Annotated in this window: 12 protein-coding genes; 7 read left to right on the top strand and 5 right to left on the bottom strand. The window is 58.8% G+C overall.

What is annotated here, in order from left to right:
* Positions 1-44: 44 nt before the first annotated feature.
* Both AC07V0_RS21050 and AC07V0_RS21045 read right to left on the bottom strand, forming a co-directional pair.
* Positions 45-1,001 carry a sugar ABC transporter substrate-binding protein gene (locus AC07V0_RS21050; RefSeq protein ID WP_019582837.1) on the bottom strand — a complete coding sequence of 319 codons (957 nt, stop codon included), beginning with the start codon at positions 999-1,001 and terminating at the stop codon, positions 45-47.
* Positions 1,002-1,177: 176 nt separating this feature from the next.
* Positions 1,178-1,630 (bottom strand): hypothetical protein, encoded by a 453-nt coding sequence (locus tag AC07V0_RS21045; RefSeq protein ID WP_086945274.1) that lies wholly within the window; start codon positions 1,628-1,630, stop codon positions 1,178-1,180.
* Between the two features lie 336 nt (positions 1,631-1,966).
* Here AC07V0_RS21045 and AC07V0_RS21040 point away from each other — a divergent pair, with 336 nt between their 5' ends.
* The 3 genes from AC07V0_RS21040 to AC07V0_RS21030 all read left to right on the top strand — a co-directional run bounded on the left by AC07V0_RS21040 (position 1,967) and on the right by AC07V0_RS21030 (position 4,204).
* Positions 1,967-3,055 carry an asparaginase gene (locus AC07V0_RS21040; protein ID WP_018930289.1) on the top strand — a complete coding sequence of 363 codons (1,089 nt, stop codon included), beginning with the start codon at positions 1,967-1,969 and terminating at the stop codon, positions 3,053-3,055.
* A gap of 164 nt (positions 3,056-3,219) precedes the next feature.
* The gene (locus tag AC07V0_RS21035) at positions 3,220-3,510 is read left to right on the top strand and encodes a DUF1654 domain-containing protein (protein WP_064616810.1); all 291 of its coding nucleotides are present in this window, start codon (positions 3,220-3,222) and stop codon (positions 3,508-3,510) included.
* A gap of 4 nt (positions 3,511-3,514) precedes the next feature.
* Positions 3,515-4,204, top strand: a complete 690-nt coding sequence (locus AC07V0_RS21030; RefSeq protein ID WP_495019868.1) for an endonuclease — start codon at positions 3,515-3,517, stop codon at positions 4,202-4,204.
* 97 nt (positions 4,205-4,301) lie between these two features.
* On the opposite strand, the gene AC07V0_RS21025 is transcribed toward AC07V0_RS21030, so the two are convergent.
* Entirely contained in the window at positions 4,302-5,765 is a 1,464-nt protein-coding gene (locus AC07V0_RS21025) for a glyceraldehyde-3-phosphate dehydrogenase (RefSeq protein WP_026286742.1), read from the bottom strand.
* 354 nt (positions 5,766-6,119) lie between these two features.
* On the opposite strand from AC07V0_RS21025, the gene mfd reads away from it, so the two are divergent.
* From mfd to AC07V0_RS21010, 3 genes are all read left to right on the top strand, one after another.
* Positions 6,120-9,569 (top strand): transcription-repair coupling factor, encoded by a 3,450-nt coding sequence (gene mfd, locus AC07V0_RS21020; protein ID WP_018930293.1) that lies wholly within the window; start codon positions 6,120-6,122, stop codon positions 9,567-9,569.
* Positions 9,570-9,579: 10 nt separating this feature from the next.
* Entirely contained in the window at positions 9,580-10,158 is a 579-nt protein-coding gene (locus AC07V0_RS21015; RefSeq protein WP_018930294.1) for a CsiV family protein, read from the top strand.
* A 277-nt stretch (positions 10,159-10,435) separates the two neighbouring features.
* Positions 10,436-13,126 (top strand): SNF2-related protein, encoded by a 2,691-nt coding sequence (locus tag AC07V0_RS21010; RefSeq protein WP_495019867.1) that lies wholly within the window; start codon positions 10,436-10,438, stop codon positions 13,124-13,126.
* Between the two features lie 214 nt (positions 13,127-13,340).
* Here the strand turns inward: AC07V0_RS21010 and AC07V0_RS21005 are convergent, their stop codons facing one another.
* Complete coding sequence (locus AC07V0_RS21005) at positions 13,341-14,096, bottom strand: class II aldolase/adducin family protein (protein ID WP_495019866.1); 756 nt, start codon at positions 14,094-14,096, stop codon at positions 13,341-13,343.
* A 121-nt stretch (positions 14,097-14,217) separates the two neighbouring features.
* Between AC07V0_RS21005 and AC07V0_RS21000 the strand changes: the two genes are divergently transcribed.
* A complete protein-coding gene (locus AC07V0_RS21000; protein ID WP_064616807.1) occupies positions 14,218-15,177 on the top strand; it encodes a LysR family transcriptional regulator in 960 nt (319 codons plus the stop codon).
* A gap of 11 nt (positions 15,178-15,188) precedes the next feature.
* Here AC07V0_RS21000 and mrdA read toward each other — a convergent pair whose 3' ends face one another.
* A complete protein-coding gene (gene mrdA, locus AC07V0_RS20995) occupies positions 15,189-17,081 on the bottom strand; it encodes a penicillin-binding protein 2 (protein ID WP_064616806.1) in 1,893 nt (630 codons plus the stop codon).
* Positions 17,082-17,349 lie beyond the last annotated feature (268 nt).

Raw genomic sequence — 17,349 nt, 5'->3', positions numbered from 1 at the left:
TGCGCCCGCCCCAAGGGGCGAGCACCGTTGTGTCGCCAGAAAGACTACTTGGTAACCAGCTCTACCGGAGTTTCGATGACGCCGTTGGCGCCGCTATCGACTTTCTCGCCCTTGATGATTTTCAGCGCGGTCTCGATGCCGAATACTGCTTGCCGGGCAGCAAACTGGTCGGCGGTGGCCAGGACGCGGCCATCCTTGAGCATTGGCTTGATCGCATTGATGTTGTCGTAACCGACCACTTGCACCTTGCCGGCCTTGCCGGCGGCACGTACGGCAGAGACCGCGCCGACCGCCATGCTGTCGTTGCCGGCAAGCAGGGCCTTGATGTTCGGGTATTCGCTGAGCATCGACGAGGCCACTTTGCCGCCCTTGTCGATTTCCCAATCGCCGGACTGCAGGGACACGACTTTGATCTGCGCCGCTTCCATCGCATCCTTGAAGCCGGCCGTGCGCTGCTGGGCGTTGGTGGTGGTGGAAACGCCTTCGATGATGCCGACTTCGTCACCGGCCTTCAGTTGCTTGGCCAGGTATTCACCCACCAGGCGCGCACCTTTGCGGTTGTCCGGGCCTACGAATGGAACGGTGATGTTTTTGCTTTTGACGACAGCCGGGTCCAGCTGGTTATCGATGTTGATCACGGTGATACCAGCATCGACTGCTTTCTTGATAACCGGGACCATGGCCTTGGAGTCTGCCGGAGCGATGACCAGTGCGTTGACCTTGGACAGGATCATTTGCTCGACGATGCGCGTCTGGCCGGCCGTGTCCGTTTCGTCCTTGATGCCGTTGGAGATCAGCTCGAAGTCGCCGGAGTGGTCTTTCTGGTAGGCCTTGGCGCCGTCTTCCATGGTCAGGAAGAACTCGTTGGCCAGGGATTTCATGACCAGCGCGACTTTAGGTTTTTCAGGGGTTGCGGCGAATGCCGAAGAGACAGGCAACGCGGCGGATGCGGCAGCCAGCATAGCGACAGCGAGAAGACGTCCAGCGAATGGCAGCTTCATGGGTTCACTCCGATCTTATGATTATTCTTAGCAACGCTTGCGCTGGATCATCAATGGATCAACCCATCGACGGCGACCGCGCAAACGTTTGCGTAGACCGAACTATGCGAACCCTGCCGAGATTTGTCAACGCCCCGTTCCGTGTCTCGGTTGGCAAAAGCCAACCCCGTTTTGCCTCACGCCGTGGTGTTGACCAGACCGCCGCCGCTGGAATCCTTGGCCAGCTCCTTGACCAGATTGCCGGTCACTTGCGCCAGCGCAGCGCTGGTACTGGCGATTTGCCCCTGGATTGTCATGACTGCGCTGGCCTTGGCTTCCGGGGTCGAATAATTCGCCGCCTGAGCGGCCGCCAGTTGCTGTTGCTGTTCGCGCAGTTGCTGCTGCAGTTCCTGCATGCGCTTGAGCAATACCTGCACCGCAATACTCTGACTGCTGGTTTTCTCGGATTTGCTTTCGCTCTGAGCCGCCGCGCCGCCAGCGGTTCTGACCTGCTTATCGTCGCCCTGCTCTTCGCCGAGCGCCTGGGCCGAGGCGTCGGATGTTGCTTCACTCAAGTCGTTGATGGTCGCCGGGGATTTACCCCCGATAGTGATTGCGCCTGCATTTGCAAAACCGACAGTAAACGACATGTGAACTCCTGAAAAAATAGATCCTTTAAAGGAGCATCGACCTGTGCGGGGTTTTCTTTAGCACCGATTTTCGATTTTGCAAGGCGACCTTCTCAATGAAGGTCGGTGAGCCGAACATAAAAGCTGAACATATTCGGAAACCCGGACAGCCAGGCGCGAAGTATCGCCAGCCACGGCAACAATATTGATAAAAATCATCAGGTTAAAAGATCACCTTCTCCAGCGTCCGACTGGTACAGATCCTGCTCTTCCTCTACACCCCCGGCGTTCAGATCTGCTTGGGGCGCTTCTAGATGAACTTGCATCTGCACCGCCTCACTACTAGAGAAAACAATAATGAAATCTGCCTTCAACACTTTTATTCCGGGCGCCTTGGCCCTGCTTATGCTTCTGCCTACAGCCCTTCAGGCAAAAGAAATCGAAACCCAACAGAAACTGGCGAACGTGGTGATCCTGGCCACCGGCGGCACCATTGCCGGCGCGGGCGCCAGCGCCGCCAACAGCGCCACCTACCAAGCGGCGAAAGTCGGCATCGAACAATTGATCGCAGGAGTTCCGGAACTGAGCCAATTGGCCAACGTTCGCGGCGAACAAGTCATGCAGATCGCATCCGAAAGCATCACCAACGACAACCTGCTGCAACTGGGACGTCGCGTGGCTGAACTGGCCGACAGCAAAGACGTCGATGGCATTGTCATCACCCACGGCACCGACACCCTGGAAGAAACTGCTTACTTCCTGAACCTGGTGGAGAAAACCGACAAGCCGATTATCGTCGTCGGCTCCATGCGCCCTGGCACCGCCATGTCGGCCGACGGCATGCTGAACCTGTACAACGCCGTCGCCGTGGCCAGCAGCAAAGACGCGCGCGGCAAAGGCGTATTGGTGACCATGAACGATGAAATCCAGTCGGGTCGCGATGTCAGCAAAATGATCAACATCAAGACCGAGGCGTTCAAAAGTGCCTGGGGCCCGTTGGGCATGGTGGTCGAAGGCAAATCCTACTGGTTCCGCCTGCCGGCCAAGCGTCACACCATGGACTCGGAATTCGACATCAAAACCATCAAGAGTCTGCCTGACGTCGAAATTGCCTACTCCTATGGCAACGTCAGCGACACCGCCTACAAAGCCCTTGCGCAGTCGGGCGCCAAAGCCATCATCCACGCCGGCACCGGCAATGGCTCGGTATCGTCCCGCGTGGTTCCCGCCCTGCAGGCCTTGCGTAAAGACGGCGTACAAATCATTCGCTCTTCTCACGTCAATGCCGGCGGTTTCGTGTTGCGTAACGCTGAACAGCCTGACGACAAGTACGACTGGGTTGTTGCTCACGACCTGAACCCGCAAAAAGCCCGCATCCTGGCCATGGTCGCACTGACCAAGACCAACGACAGCAAAGAGCTGCAACGGATGTTCTGGGAGTACTGATTCGCCCGCGCCCGCCCCGTTCGCGGTCGGGCACCGCTGTCACCACTCGCCAGTCCTGGCGAGTGGTTCACGACCTCTTTCCGATAAAAAATCTCCCTTCGCCCTACACCAAACGGAAAAAACCACTGTCAGAGGATTTTCTTGAATTTTAAGCAGTTGCGAAAATGCCTACAGTTAAATACTGTATGCACGTACAGCTTAATAAGGATAACTCCGTGGCCACTACCTCCGCCTCTCCTGACGCTTACGAACGCCTGGGTATGCGCATTCAGAAAATCATCAATTCCCCCACCGCCCAGAAAGCCAAAGCTGCACTGATCTTCCGTCTTCCGGACGAACCCGTGGATGAGTGGGAGCGTTTGCTCGAAGAAATCGACGAGAACGACAACGTCACCCTCGCCCATCGCGACGATGGCGGCGTGCAGATTTTCTGGGTTGTGCCGAAGGAAGACTGAGTCAATGAGCGTCCGCTGGCTTGCTTTGCTGTTTCTGCTCATCACCCTTGGCGCCCAGGCTGGCGCCCCACGCACCTTCAACGAAGCCAAGGAAGTCGCCTGGAAGTTGTACGCTCCGCAATCCACCGAGTTCTATTGCGGCTGCAAATACACCGGCGACCGCGTGAACCTCGCCGCCTGTGGTTATGTGCCACGCAAAAACGCCAAGCGCGCCTCGCGCATCGAGTGGGAACACATTGTCCCGGCCTGGCAGATCGGCCATCAGCGTCAGTGCTGGCAACAAGGAGGTCGCAAGAACTGCACGCGCTACGATCCGACCTATCAAAAAGCTGAGGCCGACCTGCACAATCTGGTACCCAGCATCGGCGAGGTAAATGGCGATCGGAGCAATTTCAGTTTCGGCTGGCTACCCGTGCAATCGGGTCAATATGGCTCGTGCCTGACTCAGATCGACTTCAAGGCGAAGAAGGTCATGCCCCGACCTTCCATTCGCGGCATGATCGCCCGAACCTATTTCTACATGAGCAAGCAGTACGGCTTACGCCTGTCGAAACAGGATCGGCAATTGTACGAAGCCTGGAACAAGACCTATCCGGTTCAGGCATGGGAACGTCAGCGCAACCAGAGCGTGGCGTGCGTGATGGGCCGCGGCAACGAGTTTGTCGGCCCCGTAGACATGAAGGCTTGCGGCTAACCGGCTGCCAGCACTTTCTCCCGGCAGATTGCGCCCCGCACAAAAAAAAAAAAAACGCCCCGACCGAAGTCGGGGCGTTTTCATGTGCGGCTAAGGCTTAGCGCGGGAATGCTGGCGGGTTTACACCGGCCATGTCTTCCATCACGCGAACTACCTGGCAGCTGTAACCGAATTCGTTGTCGTACCAGACGTACAGAACAACGCGGTTGTCGTTGCAGATGGTCGCTTCAGCGTCCACTACGCCTGCGTGGCGCGAGCCCACGAAGTCGGTGGAAACCACTTCCTGCGAATTGACGAAGTCGATTTGCTTATGCAGATCGGAGTGCAGCGCCATGTAGCGCAGGTACTCGTTCATCTCTTCACGGGTGGTGGCTTTCTCAAGGTTCAGGTTGAGAATGGCCATCGACACGTTTGGCGTCGGAACGCGAATCGCGTTACCGGTCAGCTTGCCGGCCAGTTCAGGCAGCGCCTTGGCGGCAGCAGTGGCAGCACCGGTCTCGGTGATCACCATGTTCAACGCGGCGCTACGGCCACGACGATTGCCTTTGTGGAAGTTGTCGATCAGGTTCTGGTCGTTGGTGTACGAGTGAACCGTTTCAACGTGACCGTTGACGATGCCGAACTTGTCGTTGACAGCTTTCAGCACCGGCACGATGGCGTTGGTGGTGCAGGAAGCGGCAGAAACGATCTTGTCGTCAGCGGTGATTTCACCGTGGTTGATACCGTGAACGATGTTCTTCAGCTTGCCTTTGCCAGGCGCGGTCAGAACAACGCGGTCGATACCCGGGCAGGCCAGGTGCTGACCCAGGCCGTCGGCGTCACGCCATACACCGGTGTTGTCCACCAGCAACGCGTTTTTGATGCCGTACTGGGTGTAGTCCACTTCAGTCGGGTTCTTCGCGTAGATAACCTGGATCAGGTTGCCGTTGGCGGTGATGGTGTTGTTGGCTTCATCGATGGTGATGGTGCCGTTGAACGAACCGTGCACCGAGTCGCGACGCAGCAGGCTGGCACGCTTGACCAGATCGTTCTCGGCGCCCTTGCGGACAACGATGGCGCGCAGACGCAGGCCGTCGCCACCACCGGTTTTCTCGATCAGGATGCGCGCCAGCAGACGACCGATACGACCGAAGCCGTACAGGACAACGTCGGTGCCGGTACGGCCGGAACCATTCTGCTTGCCGACCACATCAGCCAGTTCGTCACGGACGAACGCTTCGGCGGTACGGCCATTGCCTTCGGCCTTGAACTTGACGGCCAACTTGCCCAGATCTACCGAAGCAGCGCCGAGCTTGAGCTCGCTCATTGCCTTGAGCAGCGGGAATGTTTCGTGGACGGACAATTCGCTGTCATCGGACTGGCGATGGCGAGCAAAGCGGTGAGCTTTGAGAATCGCGATGACAGACTGGTTGATCAGACTGCGGCCATAGATCGAGCTCACCACGTTGTTATTGCGGTAGAGCTGACCGATAAGCGGAATCATCGCTTCTGCGAGTGCTTCACGGTCGATCCATTCACCAAGACACTGGTCGGGCTTCTGAGTCACGGGAACCTTCCACATGTAGGGGCAGAAAAAAGGGGCTACATTATGCCGCCGAGTGCCTCCCGTAGCAATGCGCGCCTGTCGCACGAGCGGTAACAAAATTCCGTTCAAAAAAATCACGCCCCGCGCCAGCCCAGTAAATACGGGGCTTTCAGCACAGTCAATTTTTCGACGATAACGCCACAGTGTCCGTAACCATCCGTAACACCGAGCGATTTTAGCACTACATTTCCAGTATTAAATCGCCAGTTTTTGTCATTACCACTACATTTTGCTCACCCTGTGTATATAGACACAGTCTGCAACTGACAGCCGGCACCCGAGACCGTTACAATTACCGACTTTGTCGCAACGCTTGGAGCTCAACCTTCCGTGCCCGTTCTGCGTCTACCGCTTCTCCCTGCCGCGGCAGGTAAACAGCACTGGGGCAACCTGCCCGGTGCCGCCCTGAGCCTGGCCATCGCCGAGGCCGCCAGCGCTGCCAAGCGCTTTACCTTGCTACTGACCGCCGACAGCCAGAGTGCCGAACGGCTGGAACAGGAGCTGAGTTTCTTCGCCCCGGATTTGCCTGTTCTGCACTTCCCCGACTGGGAAACCCTGCCCTACGACCTGTTCTCGCCACACCAGGACATCATCTCGCAACGCATCGCCAGCCTGTATCGGTTGCCGGAGCTGGCGCATGGCGTTCTGGTGGTGCCGATCACCACTGCCCTGCACCGTCTGGCGCCGACCAAATTCCTGCTCGGCAGCAGCCTGGTGCTGGATGTCGGCCAGAAACTCGATGTCGAGCAGATGCGCACCCGGCTTGAAGCCACCGGATATCGATACGTCGATACCGTGTACGAGCATGGCGAATTCACTGTGCGTGGCTCGCTGATCGACCTGTTCCCGATGGGCAGCAAGTTGCCTTATCGCATTGACCTGTTCGACGACGAAATCGAAACCCTGCGCACTTTCGACCCGGAAAACCAGCGTTCCATCGACAAGGTCGACTCGGTCAAACTGTTACCGGCCAAGGAATTCCCGCTGCAGAAAGAAGCCGTGACCCGTTTCAAGGCGCGGTTTCGCGAGCGCTTCGATGTCGACTTCCGTCGCTGCCCGATTTTCCAGGATTTGAGCAGCGGGATTACGCCGGCGGGCATCGAGTACTACCTGCCACTGTTCTTCGAGGAAACCTCCACTCTGTTCGATTACCTGCCCCAGGACACGCAAGTGTTTTCCCTGCCGGGCATCGAACAGGCTGCGGAAAATTTCTGGAACGATGTGCGCAACCGCTATGAAGAGCGCCGCGTCGATCCGTCCCGTCCTTTACTGCCACCGGCCGAGTTGTTCCTGCCGGTGGAAGACTGCTTTGCGCGCCTGAAGAGCTGGCCCCGTGTGGTGGCCAGTCAACAAGACGTCGAAACCGGTGTCGGCCGCGAGCGCTTCCCGGCTCAGCCGCTGCCGAACCTGGCCATCGAAGCCAAGGCCACTCAGCCGTTGGCGGCGCTGGCCAGTTTCCTCGACGAATTCCCCGGCCGCGTGCTGTTTACCGCCGAGTCCGCGGGCCGTCGTGAAGTGCTGCTGGAATTGCTCGAACGCTTGAAGCTGCGACCGAAAACCGTCGACAGCTGGCCAGACTTTGTCGCCAGCAAAGAGCGCCTGGCGATCACCATTGCACCGCTCGACGAGGGCCTGTTGCTGGACGACCCAGCGCTGGCCCTGGTTGCCGAAAGCCCATTGTTCGGTCAGCGCGTAATGCAGCGCCGTCGCCGCGAAAAACGCGCCGACGCGAACAACGATGCGGTGATCAAAAACCTCACCGAGCTGCGCGAAGGTGCGCCGGTGGTGCACATCGATCATGGTGTCGGCCGCTATCTGGGGCTGACGATCCTGGAAATCGACAACCAGGCCGCCGAGTTCCTGACCCTCGAATACGCCGAAGGCGCCAAGCTGTACGTGCCGGTGGCCAACCTGCACCTGATCGCCCGCTACACCGGCAGTGACGATGCCTTGGCCCCGCTGCACCGCCTTGGCTCCGAGACCTGGCAGAAAGCCAAGCGCAAGGCCGCCGAACAGGTGCGCGACGTGGCCGCCGAGTTGCTCGACATCTATGCCCGCCGCGCCGCTCGCGAGGGTTATGCCTTCGCCGACCCGAAAGCCGATTACGCGACCTTCAGCGCCGGTTTCCCGTTCGAAGAAACCCCGGACCAGCAAACCACCATCGAAGCGGTGCGCGAAGACATGCTCGCGCCCAAACCGATGGATCGGCTGGTCTGCGGCGACGTCGGCTTCGGCAAGACCGAAGTGGCCATGCGCGCGGCGTTCATCGCGGTGCACGGCGGTCGTCAGGTGGCGATTCTGGTGCCGACCACCCTGCTCGCCCAGCAACACTACAACAGCTTCCGCGACCGCTTTGCCGACTGGCCGGTGACCGTGGAAGTGATGAGCCGTTTCAAGTCGGCCAAGGAAGTGAACGCCGCGGTTGCGGACCTGGCCGAAGGCAAGATCGACATCGTTATCGGCACACACAAGCTGCTGCAAGATGACGTAAAAATCAAAAACCTGGGGCTGGTGATCATCGACGAAGAGCACCGTTTCGGTGTCCGTCAGAAAGAACAGCTCAAGGCACTGCGCAGTGAAGTCGACATCCTGACACTGACCGCAACGCCGATTCCGCGGACGCTGAACATGGCGGTGTCGGGTATGCGCGACCTGTCGATCATCGCCACACCGCCGGCCCGTCGCTTGTCGGTGCGTACCTTCGTCATGGAGCAGAACAAGAGCACGGTCAAAGAGGCCCTGCTGCGTGAGTTGCTACGTGGCGGCCAGGTCTACTACCTGCACAACGATGTGAAGACCATCGAGAAATGCGCCGCCGACCTCGCCGAACTGGTGCCGGAAGCGCGGATCGGCATCGGCCACGGGCAGATGCGCGAACGCGAACTCGAACAGGTGATGAGCGACTTCTACCACAAGCGCTTCAACGTGCTGATCGCCTCGACCATCATCGAGACCGGCATCGACGTGCCGAGCGCCAACACCATCATCATCGAGCGCGCCGACAAGTTCGGCCTGGCCCAGTTGCACCAGTTGCGTGGCCGGGTAGGTCGCAGTCACCACCAGGCGTATGCTTACCTGCTGACACCGCCACGCCAGCAAATCACTCCCGACGCGGAAAAGCGTCTGGAAGCGATCGCCAACACCCAGGACCTCGGCGCGGGCTTCGTGCTCGCCACCAACGACCTGGAAATCCGTGGCGCCGGCGAACTGCTGGGCGACGGCCAGAGCGGGCAGATCCAGGCCGTGGGCTTCACGCTGTACATGGAAATGCTCGAGCGTGCGGTGAAGTCGATCCGCAAGGGCGAACAGCCGAACCTCGATCAACCGCTGGGTGGCGGTCCGGAAGTCAATCTGCGTGTACCGGCGTTGATTCCTGAAGACTACCTGCCGGACGTTCATGCTCGACTGATTCTCTACAAACGCATTGCCTCGGCCACCGATGAGGAAGGCCTCAAGGACCTGCAAGTGGAGATGATCGACCGCTTCGGCCTGTTGCCGGAACCGACCAAGAACCTGGTGCGGATCACGGCGCTGAAATTGCAAGCCGAACAGCTGGGCATCAAGAAAGTCGACGGCGGCCCGCAAGGCGGTCGGATCGAATTCGCGGCACAGACCCCGGTCGACCCGCTGACACTGATCAAACTGATCCAGAGCCAGCCCAAACGCTACAAATTCGAAGGCGCCACGATGTTCAAGTTCCTCGTGCCGATGGAGCGCCCCGAAGAACGCTTTAATACTGTAGAGGCGCTATTCGAGCGCCTCATTCCGACCACTGCTTGAAGGACGCCGCATGCGCCTGTTTCGCTCACTGACCTTGCTGATGACGTTGTTGATGTCGCTGCTCGCCTCGACCGCGTTTGCCGCTGATCTGTATCAGGTTGAAATGATTCTGGTACGGCAAAACGCCGTGCCTGCCATCGTCAGCCGCGCCGCGCCAGAAGACTGGGCTGCCGGTGCCCAACGCATCAGCCCCGACAGCTTTCGCACGCCAAGCCTGAATGCCGAAGTGGAAAAACTCACTGCCAGCAACGAGTACACGGTGTTGCTGCACAAGGCCTGGCAACAGAACCTGGGTGAAGAAGCCAGCAAAATCGCGATCAGCGAAGGCAAGGAACAGTTCGGCCAATTCCCGATCGAGGGCACGTTGAACCTGAAACTGGGGCGTTTCACTGACGTCGACGCCGACTTCTGGGTCAATCAGATTGACGCCAACGGCATGGTCACCGCCAGCGAACGCCTGAAGCAGGAAAGCCACACCAAGAACGGCCTGCTGAACTTCCTCGACAATGGTCACCTGGGCCTGTTGATCAAAATCACCTCGCTGACCGCCCCTGCACCTCGGCCAGTCCCTGATGAAATTCCGGACTGATTGAAGGCTAGGGGGCGTTCTCAATTAGTTTTCACGCCGCGCCGGGTCTGCTGTTGTGCAGGGCAAGGCGCGAGAAGCGTGGTTTGGTCATTCCAAATAAGCTTCGAGCAACGCAGCCCTGCACAACAGCAGGCCCGGCCCTTCGGGTTGTGCCTTAAAGCGGGCCAGGCTGCGTTGCAGGCCTTGGAAAGGGAACAACCATTCCCAGCGGCCTGCGCCTTGCCTGGCCCGCTTTAAGGCGACAACGCGACGGGAAAACTAATTGAGAACGCCCCCTATGTCCGCGACCCTGAGCAAACCCCTGGCAACATCCTGGGTCAGCCGATTCAAGGAACAGAGCCTGGAGCGTGGCCGCCGCTACGCACTGGAGAACCGCGTCAGGATCGTCGAAGTCGGCGACACCACCATCACCGCCAGTTGCGAAGGCTCTGGCGGTAACGTTTACCGTCAGACCATTCGCCTGCGCGAGTCGGCCAAAGGCACCTTGCTGATGATCGACGCCACGTGCACCTGCCCGGTTCACAGCAACTGCAAACATTGCGCAGCGGTGTTGCTGCAAGTGCAGGAAACCCTCGCGTATCCGGCAGCCGCGAAAGACGCCGAACTGCTGGAAAAACTTCAGGCCGTATTGGAAAACCGTAGCCCGAAAGCGCCGCCGCAAGTGCTGGTGGACAACGTGCAACCGGTGCCGCGCCTGTGGCTGGCGAGCATCGAGTTCAGCGCCTTCGAACCGCGCAACGGAAAAATGCAGCGTTACATTCAGCATCGCGCGGCGCTGTCCTTCAGCTATCTGGACGAATACGTCAGCGGACAGAAAAACGCTGACATCCTGATTCGTCAGGAGACACAGACGCTGCGGATAAAACGTCACCCGGAAGTCGAACAGACCTACAGGGAGCAGCTGCGGATCCTCGGTTTCAAAGTCGCCACCCGACAAAGCAAGGCCTTGCCGGAAAGTGCCGGCGAACTCTACGAGATGGTCAACGATAGCGCCTGGCTGACCTTCACCCTCAATGAACTGCCAAAGTTGCGCACCCAAGGCTGGGAGTTGCAGATCGACGAGGATTTCGGCTTCGACCTGACCGCCGTGGACGACTGGTACGCCACCGTCGAGCAGGCACCGGAGCGCGACTGGTTCGACCTGGAACTGGGGATCATCGTCAACGGCGAACGCCTGAGCCTGCTGCCGATCCTGTTGAACCTGATGCGCTCCCACACCGAAATCCTCAACCCGGAACGGCTCGCCCGACGTCGTGACGACGAACTGATCCTGGTGAACATCCCACAACGTCGCAGCACCGACCAGGGCCCGTTGCAGGTCGCCCTGCCCTTCGGCCGCCTGAAACCAGTGCTGGCCACCCTTGGCGAGTTTTACCTGCAAGAGCCCGGCGAAACCACGCTGCGCCTGAGCAAGGCCGACGCCACGCGACTGAACCCGCTGGAAGGCCTGCCGCTGCTCTGGGAAGGTGGCGAGCAGATCCGCACCTTTGCCCAGCGCCTGCGCGACATCAAGGACCACACCGCCGCAGCGCCCGAAGGCTTGAATGCCACCTTGCGTCCGTATCAGCTGGAAGGCCTGAGCTGGATGCAGTCGTTGCGACAACTGGAAGTCGGCGGGATTCTCGCGGACGACATGGGCCTGGGCAAAACCCTACAGACCCTGGCACACATTCTCAGCGAGAAGAATGCCGGGCGCCTCGATCGGCCGTGCATGGTGGTCATGCCCACCAGCCTGATTCCGAACTGGCTCGACGAAGCGGCGCATTTCACGCCGCAACTCAAAGTGCTGGCGCTGTACGGCGTCAGTCGCAAAAAGCATTTCGATAACCTGGCCGATTACGACCTGATCCTGACCACCTATGCACTGCTGCCCAAGGACGTCGAACGTCTGGCCGCGCAGCCGTTGCACGTACTGGTGCTGGATGAAGCGCAGTACATCAAGAACCCCAACAGCAAGGCCGCCCATGCCGCCCGCGAGCTGAATGCTCGCCAACGCCTGTGCCTCAGTGGCACGCCGCTGGAAAACCACTTGGGCGAGCTGTGGTCGCTGTTCCACTTCCTGCTGCCGGGTTGGCTCGGTGACGTGAAAAACTTCAACCGTGATTACCGCGTGCCGATAGAAAAACGTGCCAGTGAAGTACGACTTCAACACCTGAACGGTCGGATCAAACCGTTCCTGCTGCGCCGGACCAAGGAACAAGTGGCCACCGAACTGCCGCCGAAAACCGAAATCGTCCATTGGGTCGAGCTCAATGAAGCCCAGCGCGATGTGTACGAAACCATGCGCCTGGCCATGGACAAAAAAGTCCGCGACGAGATCACCCGCAAAGGCGTGGCACGCAGCCAGATCATCATTCTTGAGGCACTGCTGAAGCTGCGTCAGGTGTGCTGTGATTTGCGCCTGGTCAACGATGCTGCCCTACCCGCTCGCGGCAGTACCTCCGGCAAACTCGATAGCCTGATGGAAATGCTTGAAGAGCTGTTCGAGGAAGGTCGGCGGATTTTGCTGTTCTCGCAGTTCACTTCAATGCTGTCGCTGATCGAGGACGAACTGAACAAACGTGGCGTGGCGTATGCAATCCTGACCGGCCAGACCCGTGACCGACGCACGCCAGTCAAGGAATTCCAGAGCGGCAAGCGTCAGATCTTTCTGATCAGCTTGAAGGCTGGCGGTGTAGGCCTGAACCTGACCGAAGCCGATACGGTGATTCACTACGACCCTTGGTGGAACCCGGCGACGGAAAATCAGGCGACGGATCGTGCGTATCGCATTGGTCAGGAGAAGCCGGTGTTCGTCTACAAGATGATTGCCAGGGGCACGGTGGAAGAGAAGATTCAGCATCTGCAGAAGGAAAAATCCGATCTGGCCGCAGGCGTGCTGGATGGACGCAAGACCGGGGACTGGAAGTTGCAGAGCGATGATATCGAGGCGTTGTTTGCGCCGCTGCCAGAAAAAATTGATAAGTAGCAGGGATAGTCAGATCGTCATTGCGAGCAAGCTTGCCCCCACAGGGTGAGCAGCAATCCTGCGGGAACTTGCTCGCGAAAGGGGTCTTCTGAAATCGGACATGTCCTCCTACAGGCGCGAGGCTTGCCCGCGAAGGCGGTGTGTCAGTCAACGTCGATGTTGAATGCGCTGACGCCTTCGCGGGACAGCAAAACAATGCTGTTGATGACAGAGTTTACGATAAGTAGGACTCGCGCTGGGATTCGATCAGGGTCAGAGCAGCCTCCCAGGCCAGGTCGATGATGTTGTCCTGTTCATCGCGGTCAAACTGTTCGGCGGTGTGCGCACAGACTTCCCGAGACGGGTAATGCAGCGCCGAACCACCGGCCAGCGCTTGAACCTGTGCCTGACAGGCACGCTCCAGGAAGTGAATTTCCTGAAATGCCTGGGCCACGCCGGAGCCACCGACCAGTAGGCCATGATTACGCAGGATCATCGCCCGATGCGGCCCCAGATCGGCAATCAGACGCTCTCGCTCATCCAGCGAAAGGGCAATGCCTTCATAGGTGTGATACGCCAACTTGCCGTAAAACTTCAACGCGTGCTGACTGATCGGCAACAAGCCGTGCTTCTGCGCGGCGACGGCCATGCCGGCGGCGGTGTGGGTATGGATCACACAATTCAGGTCAGGGCGAGCCATGTGGATTGCCGAGTGGATCACAAAGCCTGCGGCATTGACCCGATGACCTTTGTAGGCCGGATCGACCACTCGCCCTTCCTGATCGATGCGCACCAGATCCGAGGCGCGCATGCGGTCGAAAATAACCCCGTAGCGGTTGATCAGAAAGTGATGCTCAGGCCCTGGAATCCGCAGGGTAATGTGGGTGTCGATCAGGTCGGTCATGCGAAAGTGCGCGACCAGGCGATACAGCGCGGCCAGTTCGCAACGGGCTTGCCATTCAACCGTGCCGATGTGTTCAGGTTTACTCACGAATACACCTCTTTAGCAGCGCACTCTGTGGCGCTTGTGGGCTTTATCGCTGCCATGACAGGATTAGTCAATTTTCATAATCTTATATTTACTATTAGTACTGCTACTACATGGAATCCTTATGCCCTCCACTTCGAACCCGTGGGTTGGTCGCCGCTTTCTGAATGACCGTCTCGACTGGAACCTGCTGCGCACTTATCTGGTGATCGGTCAGGAAGGCAGCATGAGTCGGGCCGCCGCGCGGCTGCACATCACCCAGTCGGCGGTCAGCCAGGCTTTGAAGCGTCTGGAAGAACAACTGGAATGTGTGTTGATCGCCCGCAGTGGAAGGCGGTTCGATCTGACGGAAACCGGGGAAGAAGTCCTGCGCATTGCAACGGACATTTACGGCGATATTTCGCGCCTGGGAACGGTGCTGGAGAGTCGGCACGACGACGTGGTCGGCAAGATCCGCATCCTCACCGTCAGCGGCGTGCAAGCACGACACTACGATGAGTTCCTCGCCGACTTCCATGAAACCCACCCGAAAGTCGAGCTGGAAGTTGAGGTGATGGGCAGTTCGAACATCATCAGTTCGTTGCTGCAAAAGACCGCGACCATTGGCGTCGGATTATGCCGTTTACCGCAGCCGCGACTGGAACAGAGAGTATTGTTTCGCGAGCGTTATGCGTACTTTTGCGGGCAGCGTCATCGACTTTTCGGACAAGAGAATCTGACCCTTGAACAGCTCGCTGCAGAGAACTTCGTCAGTTTCACCAGCGATCAGCTCGGCGGCAATCTTTCACCCCTGACCCTGTTTCGCGACCAGCAAGGCTTTACCGGCAAGATCGTTGCGTCATCCACCAGTTTCGAAGAGATTTACCGCTTGATCTGCGCAGGGTTTGGTATTGGGTGTTTGCCAACTCATCTGGTGCGCAGGGATGTCGAGCAAGGTTTGCTCTGGCGTTTGCCGCCGGAAGACGGCGTGGTGGATTTCGATATCCAGCTGTTGTGGAATCGCGAGCAGAAGATGAATCAGGCCGAAACCGTGTTCCTGGAAAGCTTCCAGCACATGCTCAGCATTCGGGAGCCTGTGCTGTGAAGCCTTGATCCTTAAACGTGAGGGTCGCCCGGGGCTTTGCTCGGCGCGGCGTATTGCGGCTTCAGGTGGCCGTCCTGATCAAGTAGCCAGGCATCCATGATCTGCCGCACCACAGGGCCGGCGACGCGACCACCGGCCTCGCCGTTTTCGATCATCACCGAGATGACAATCTGCGGATGTTCGGCCGGAGCAAATCCGACGAACAAGGCGTTGTCGCGGTTGCGCTCCAGGGTTTTCGCCCGGTTGTAGCGTTCACCCTGCTTGATCGCCACCACTTGCGCGGTGCCACTTTTGCCGGCGATGCGGTACTGCGCGCCCTGCGCCGCCGCTCGGGCAATCCCGCGGGCGTCGTGCATTACCATCTGCATGCCGTGATTGACCTGCTCCCAGTCACGCGGATCCTTGAGCAGGATGTTCGGCATCGGATGCTCGTCCACCGGCGCGACGCCATCCACGGTCTTGGCCAGGTGCGGCCGGTTCCATACACCTTTGTTGGCGATCAGCGCGGTGGCCTGGGCCAATTGCAGAGGGGTGACCTGCATGTAGCCCTGGCCAATGCCGAGGATCACTGTCTCGCCGGGGAACCACGCCTGTCGCCGCGTGGCTCGCTTCCAGGCCTGAGACGGCATCAACCCGGGAGACTCTTCGAACATGTCCAGCGAGACCTTCTCGCCCAGGCCGAACATCGCCATGTAGTCGTGCAGACGATCAATGCCCAGCTTATGGGCCAAATCGTAGAAGTAGGTGTCGTTGGAGCGCATGATCGCCGTGTCCATGTTCACCCAGCCATCACCGCTGTGATTCCAGTTACGGTACTTATGATCGAAATCCGGTAACTGGTAATAGCCCGGATCGAAGACGCGGGTCTGCGGGGTTACGACTCCGGCGTCGAGGCCGGCGATCGCCACTTCCGGCTTGATGGTCGAGCCAGGTGCGTAGAGCCCGCGCAGCACGCGGTTGAACAGCGGCCGGTCGATGGAATCGTGCAACGCCGCGTATTCCTTGAAGCTGATGCCCGTCACAAACAGGTTCGGGTCGAAGCTTGGCTTGCTGACCATGGCCAATACTTCGCCGGTCGACGGATCGAGAGCGACCACCGAGCCACGCCGATCGCCCAATGCCTCCTCGGCGGCTTCCTGAAGCTTGACGTCGAGGCTCAGGACGATGTTTTTGCCGGGGATCGGGTCGGTGTGCTTGAGCACTCGCAGCACGCGGCCCTGGGCATTGGTTTCGACTTCTTCGTACCCCACATGGCCGTGCAATTCTGATTCGTAGAATTTCTCGATACCGGTTTTGCCAATGGATTGGGTGCCACGGTATTCCACCGTGTCCAGGGCTTTGGATTCTTTTTCGTTAATGCGACCGACGTAGCCGATCGAATGCGCAAAGTGCGCGCCCATGGGGTAGTGGCGAACGAACTGCGGCTCTACATCGATTCCGGGCAGACGGAACTCGTTGACCGCGAGTACGGCGATCTGTTCTTCGCTGAGCTCATAGAACAGCGTGACCGGGACGAAGGGGTGCCTGGCCTGCTTCATCGCCTTGTCGAACAGTGTACGGTCCTCGGCCGGCAGGTGCAGGAGGTTGACCACTTCATCCAGCTCGCGTTTGACATCGGAAGCGCGTTCGCGGGTGATGGTCAGGTTGAAGCTGGGCCGGTTGTCTGCCAGGACCACACCATTGCGGTCGTAGATCAGCCCACGAGTTGGAGTGATCGGCAGGACATGGACGCGGTTGTTTTCGGAGATTGTCGAGTGATAGTCGAACTCGACAACCTGCAGGACGTACATGCGCACCACCAGCGCGCAAGTAATGGCGGCGACGAACAAGGCGCAGGCCATCAGTCTTTTGTTGACCAGGAGCGTCTCTTTCTCGTGGTCCTTGATTGGTATCGGTCCGGGCATTTCTGCAGCAACTCTTTGACTATAAACGGGAGTACCGATCCGTAGGCTTGCAGTCAGTCCGTTGAAACGAGCTGCACCATACCAAAAACGGCATGGTTTTTAGCGCGCTCTGCCGAAGTTTCACGAACGATGCGACCATTACCAGGGATGGCCATCCGCTAGCCCTCTGTTGCCAAAGCACTTTCCTACGGGCAAAACAAAACCCCTACCTGCATACGCAGATAGGGGTTTCGGAATTTAATCTTGACGATGACCTACTCTCACATGG

The organism is Pseudomonas sp. GW821-FHT01E10 (assembly GCF_059422365.1).
This window is presented reverse-complemented; position numbering and strand designations above follow the sequence as displayed.

What these genes read in the sequence shown, in the direction of transcription:
- AC07V0_RS21050 (WP_019582837.1), bottom strand. Translation starts at nt 1,001, where the DNA reads ATGAAGCTGCCATTCGCTGGACGTCTTCTCGCTGTCGCTATGCTGGCT.
- AC07V0_RS21045 (WP_086945274.1), bottom strand. Translation starts at nt 1,630, where the DNA reads ATGTCGTTTACTGTCGGTTTTGCAAATGCAGGCGCAATCACTATCGGG.
- AC07V0_RS21040 (WP_018930289.1), top strand. Translation starts at nt 1,967, where the DNA reads ATGAAATCTGCCTTCAACACTTTTATTCCGGGCGCCTTGGCCCTGCTT.
- AC07V0_RS21035 (WP_064616810.1), top strand. Translation starts at nt 3,220, where the DNA reads ATGCCTACAGTTAAATACTGTATGCACGTACAGCTTAATAAGGATAAC.
- AC07V0_RS21030 (WP_495019868.1), top strand. Translation starts at nt 3,515, where the DNA reads ATGAGCGTCCGCTGGCTTGCTTTGCTGTTTCTGCTCATCACCCTTGGC.
- AC07V0_RS21025 (WP_026286742.1), bottom strand. Translation starts at nt 5,765, where the DNA reads ATGTGGAAGGTTCCCGTGACTCAGAAGCCCGACCAGTGTCTTGGTGAA.
- AC07V0_RS21015 (WP_018930294.1), top strand. Translation starts at nt 9,580, where the DNA reads ATGCGCCTGTTTCGCTCACTGACCTTGCTGATGACGTTGTTGATGTCG.
- AC07V0_RS21010 (WP_495019867.1), top strand. Translation starts at nt 10,436, where the DNA reads ATGTCCGCGACCCTGAGCAAACCCCTGGCAACATCCTGGGTCAGCCGA.
- AC07V0_RS21000 (WP_064616807.1), top strand. Translation starts at nt 14,218, where the DNA reads ATGCCCTCCACTTCGAACCCGTGGGTTGGTCGCCGCTTTCTGAATGAC.
- mrdA (WP_064616806.1), bottom strand. Translation starts at nt 17,081, where the DNA reads ATGCCCGGACCGATACCAATCAAGGACCACGAGAAAGAGACGCTCCTG.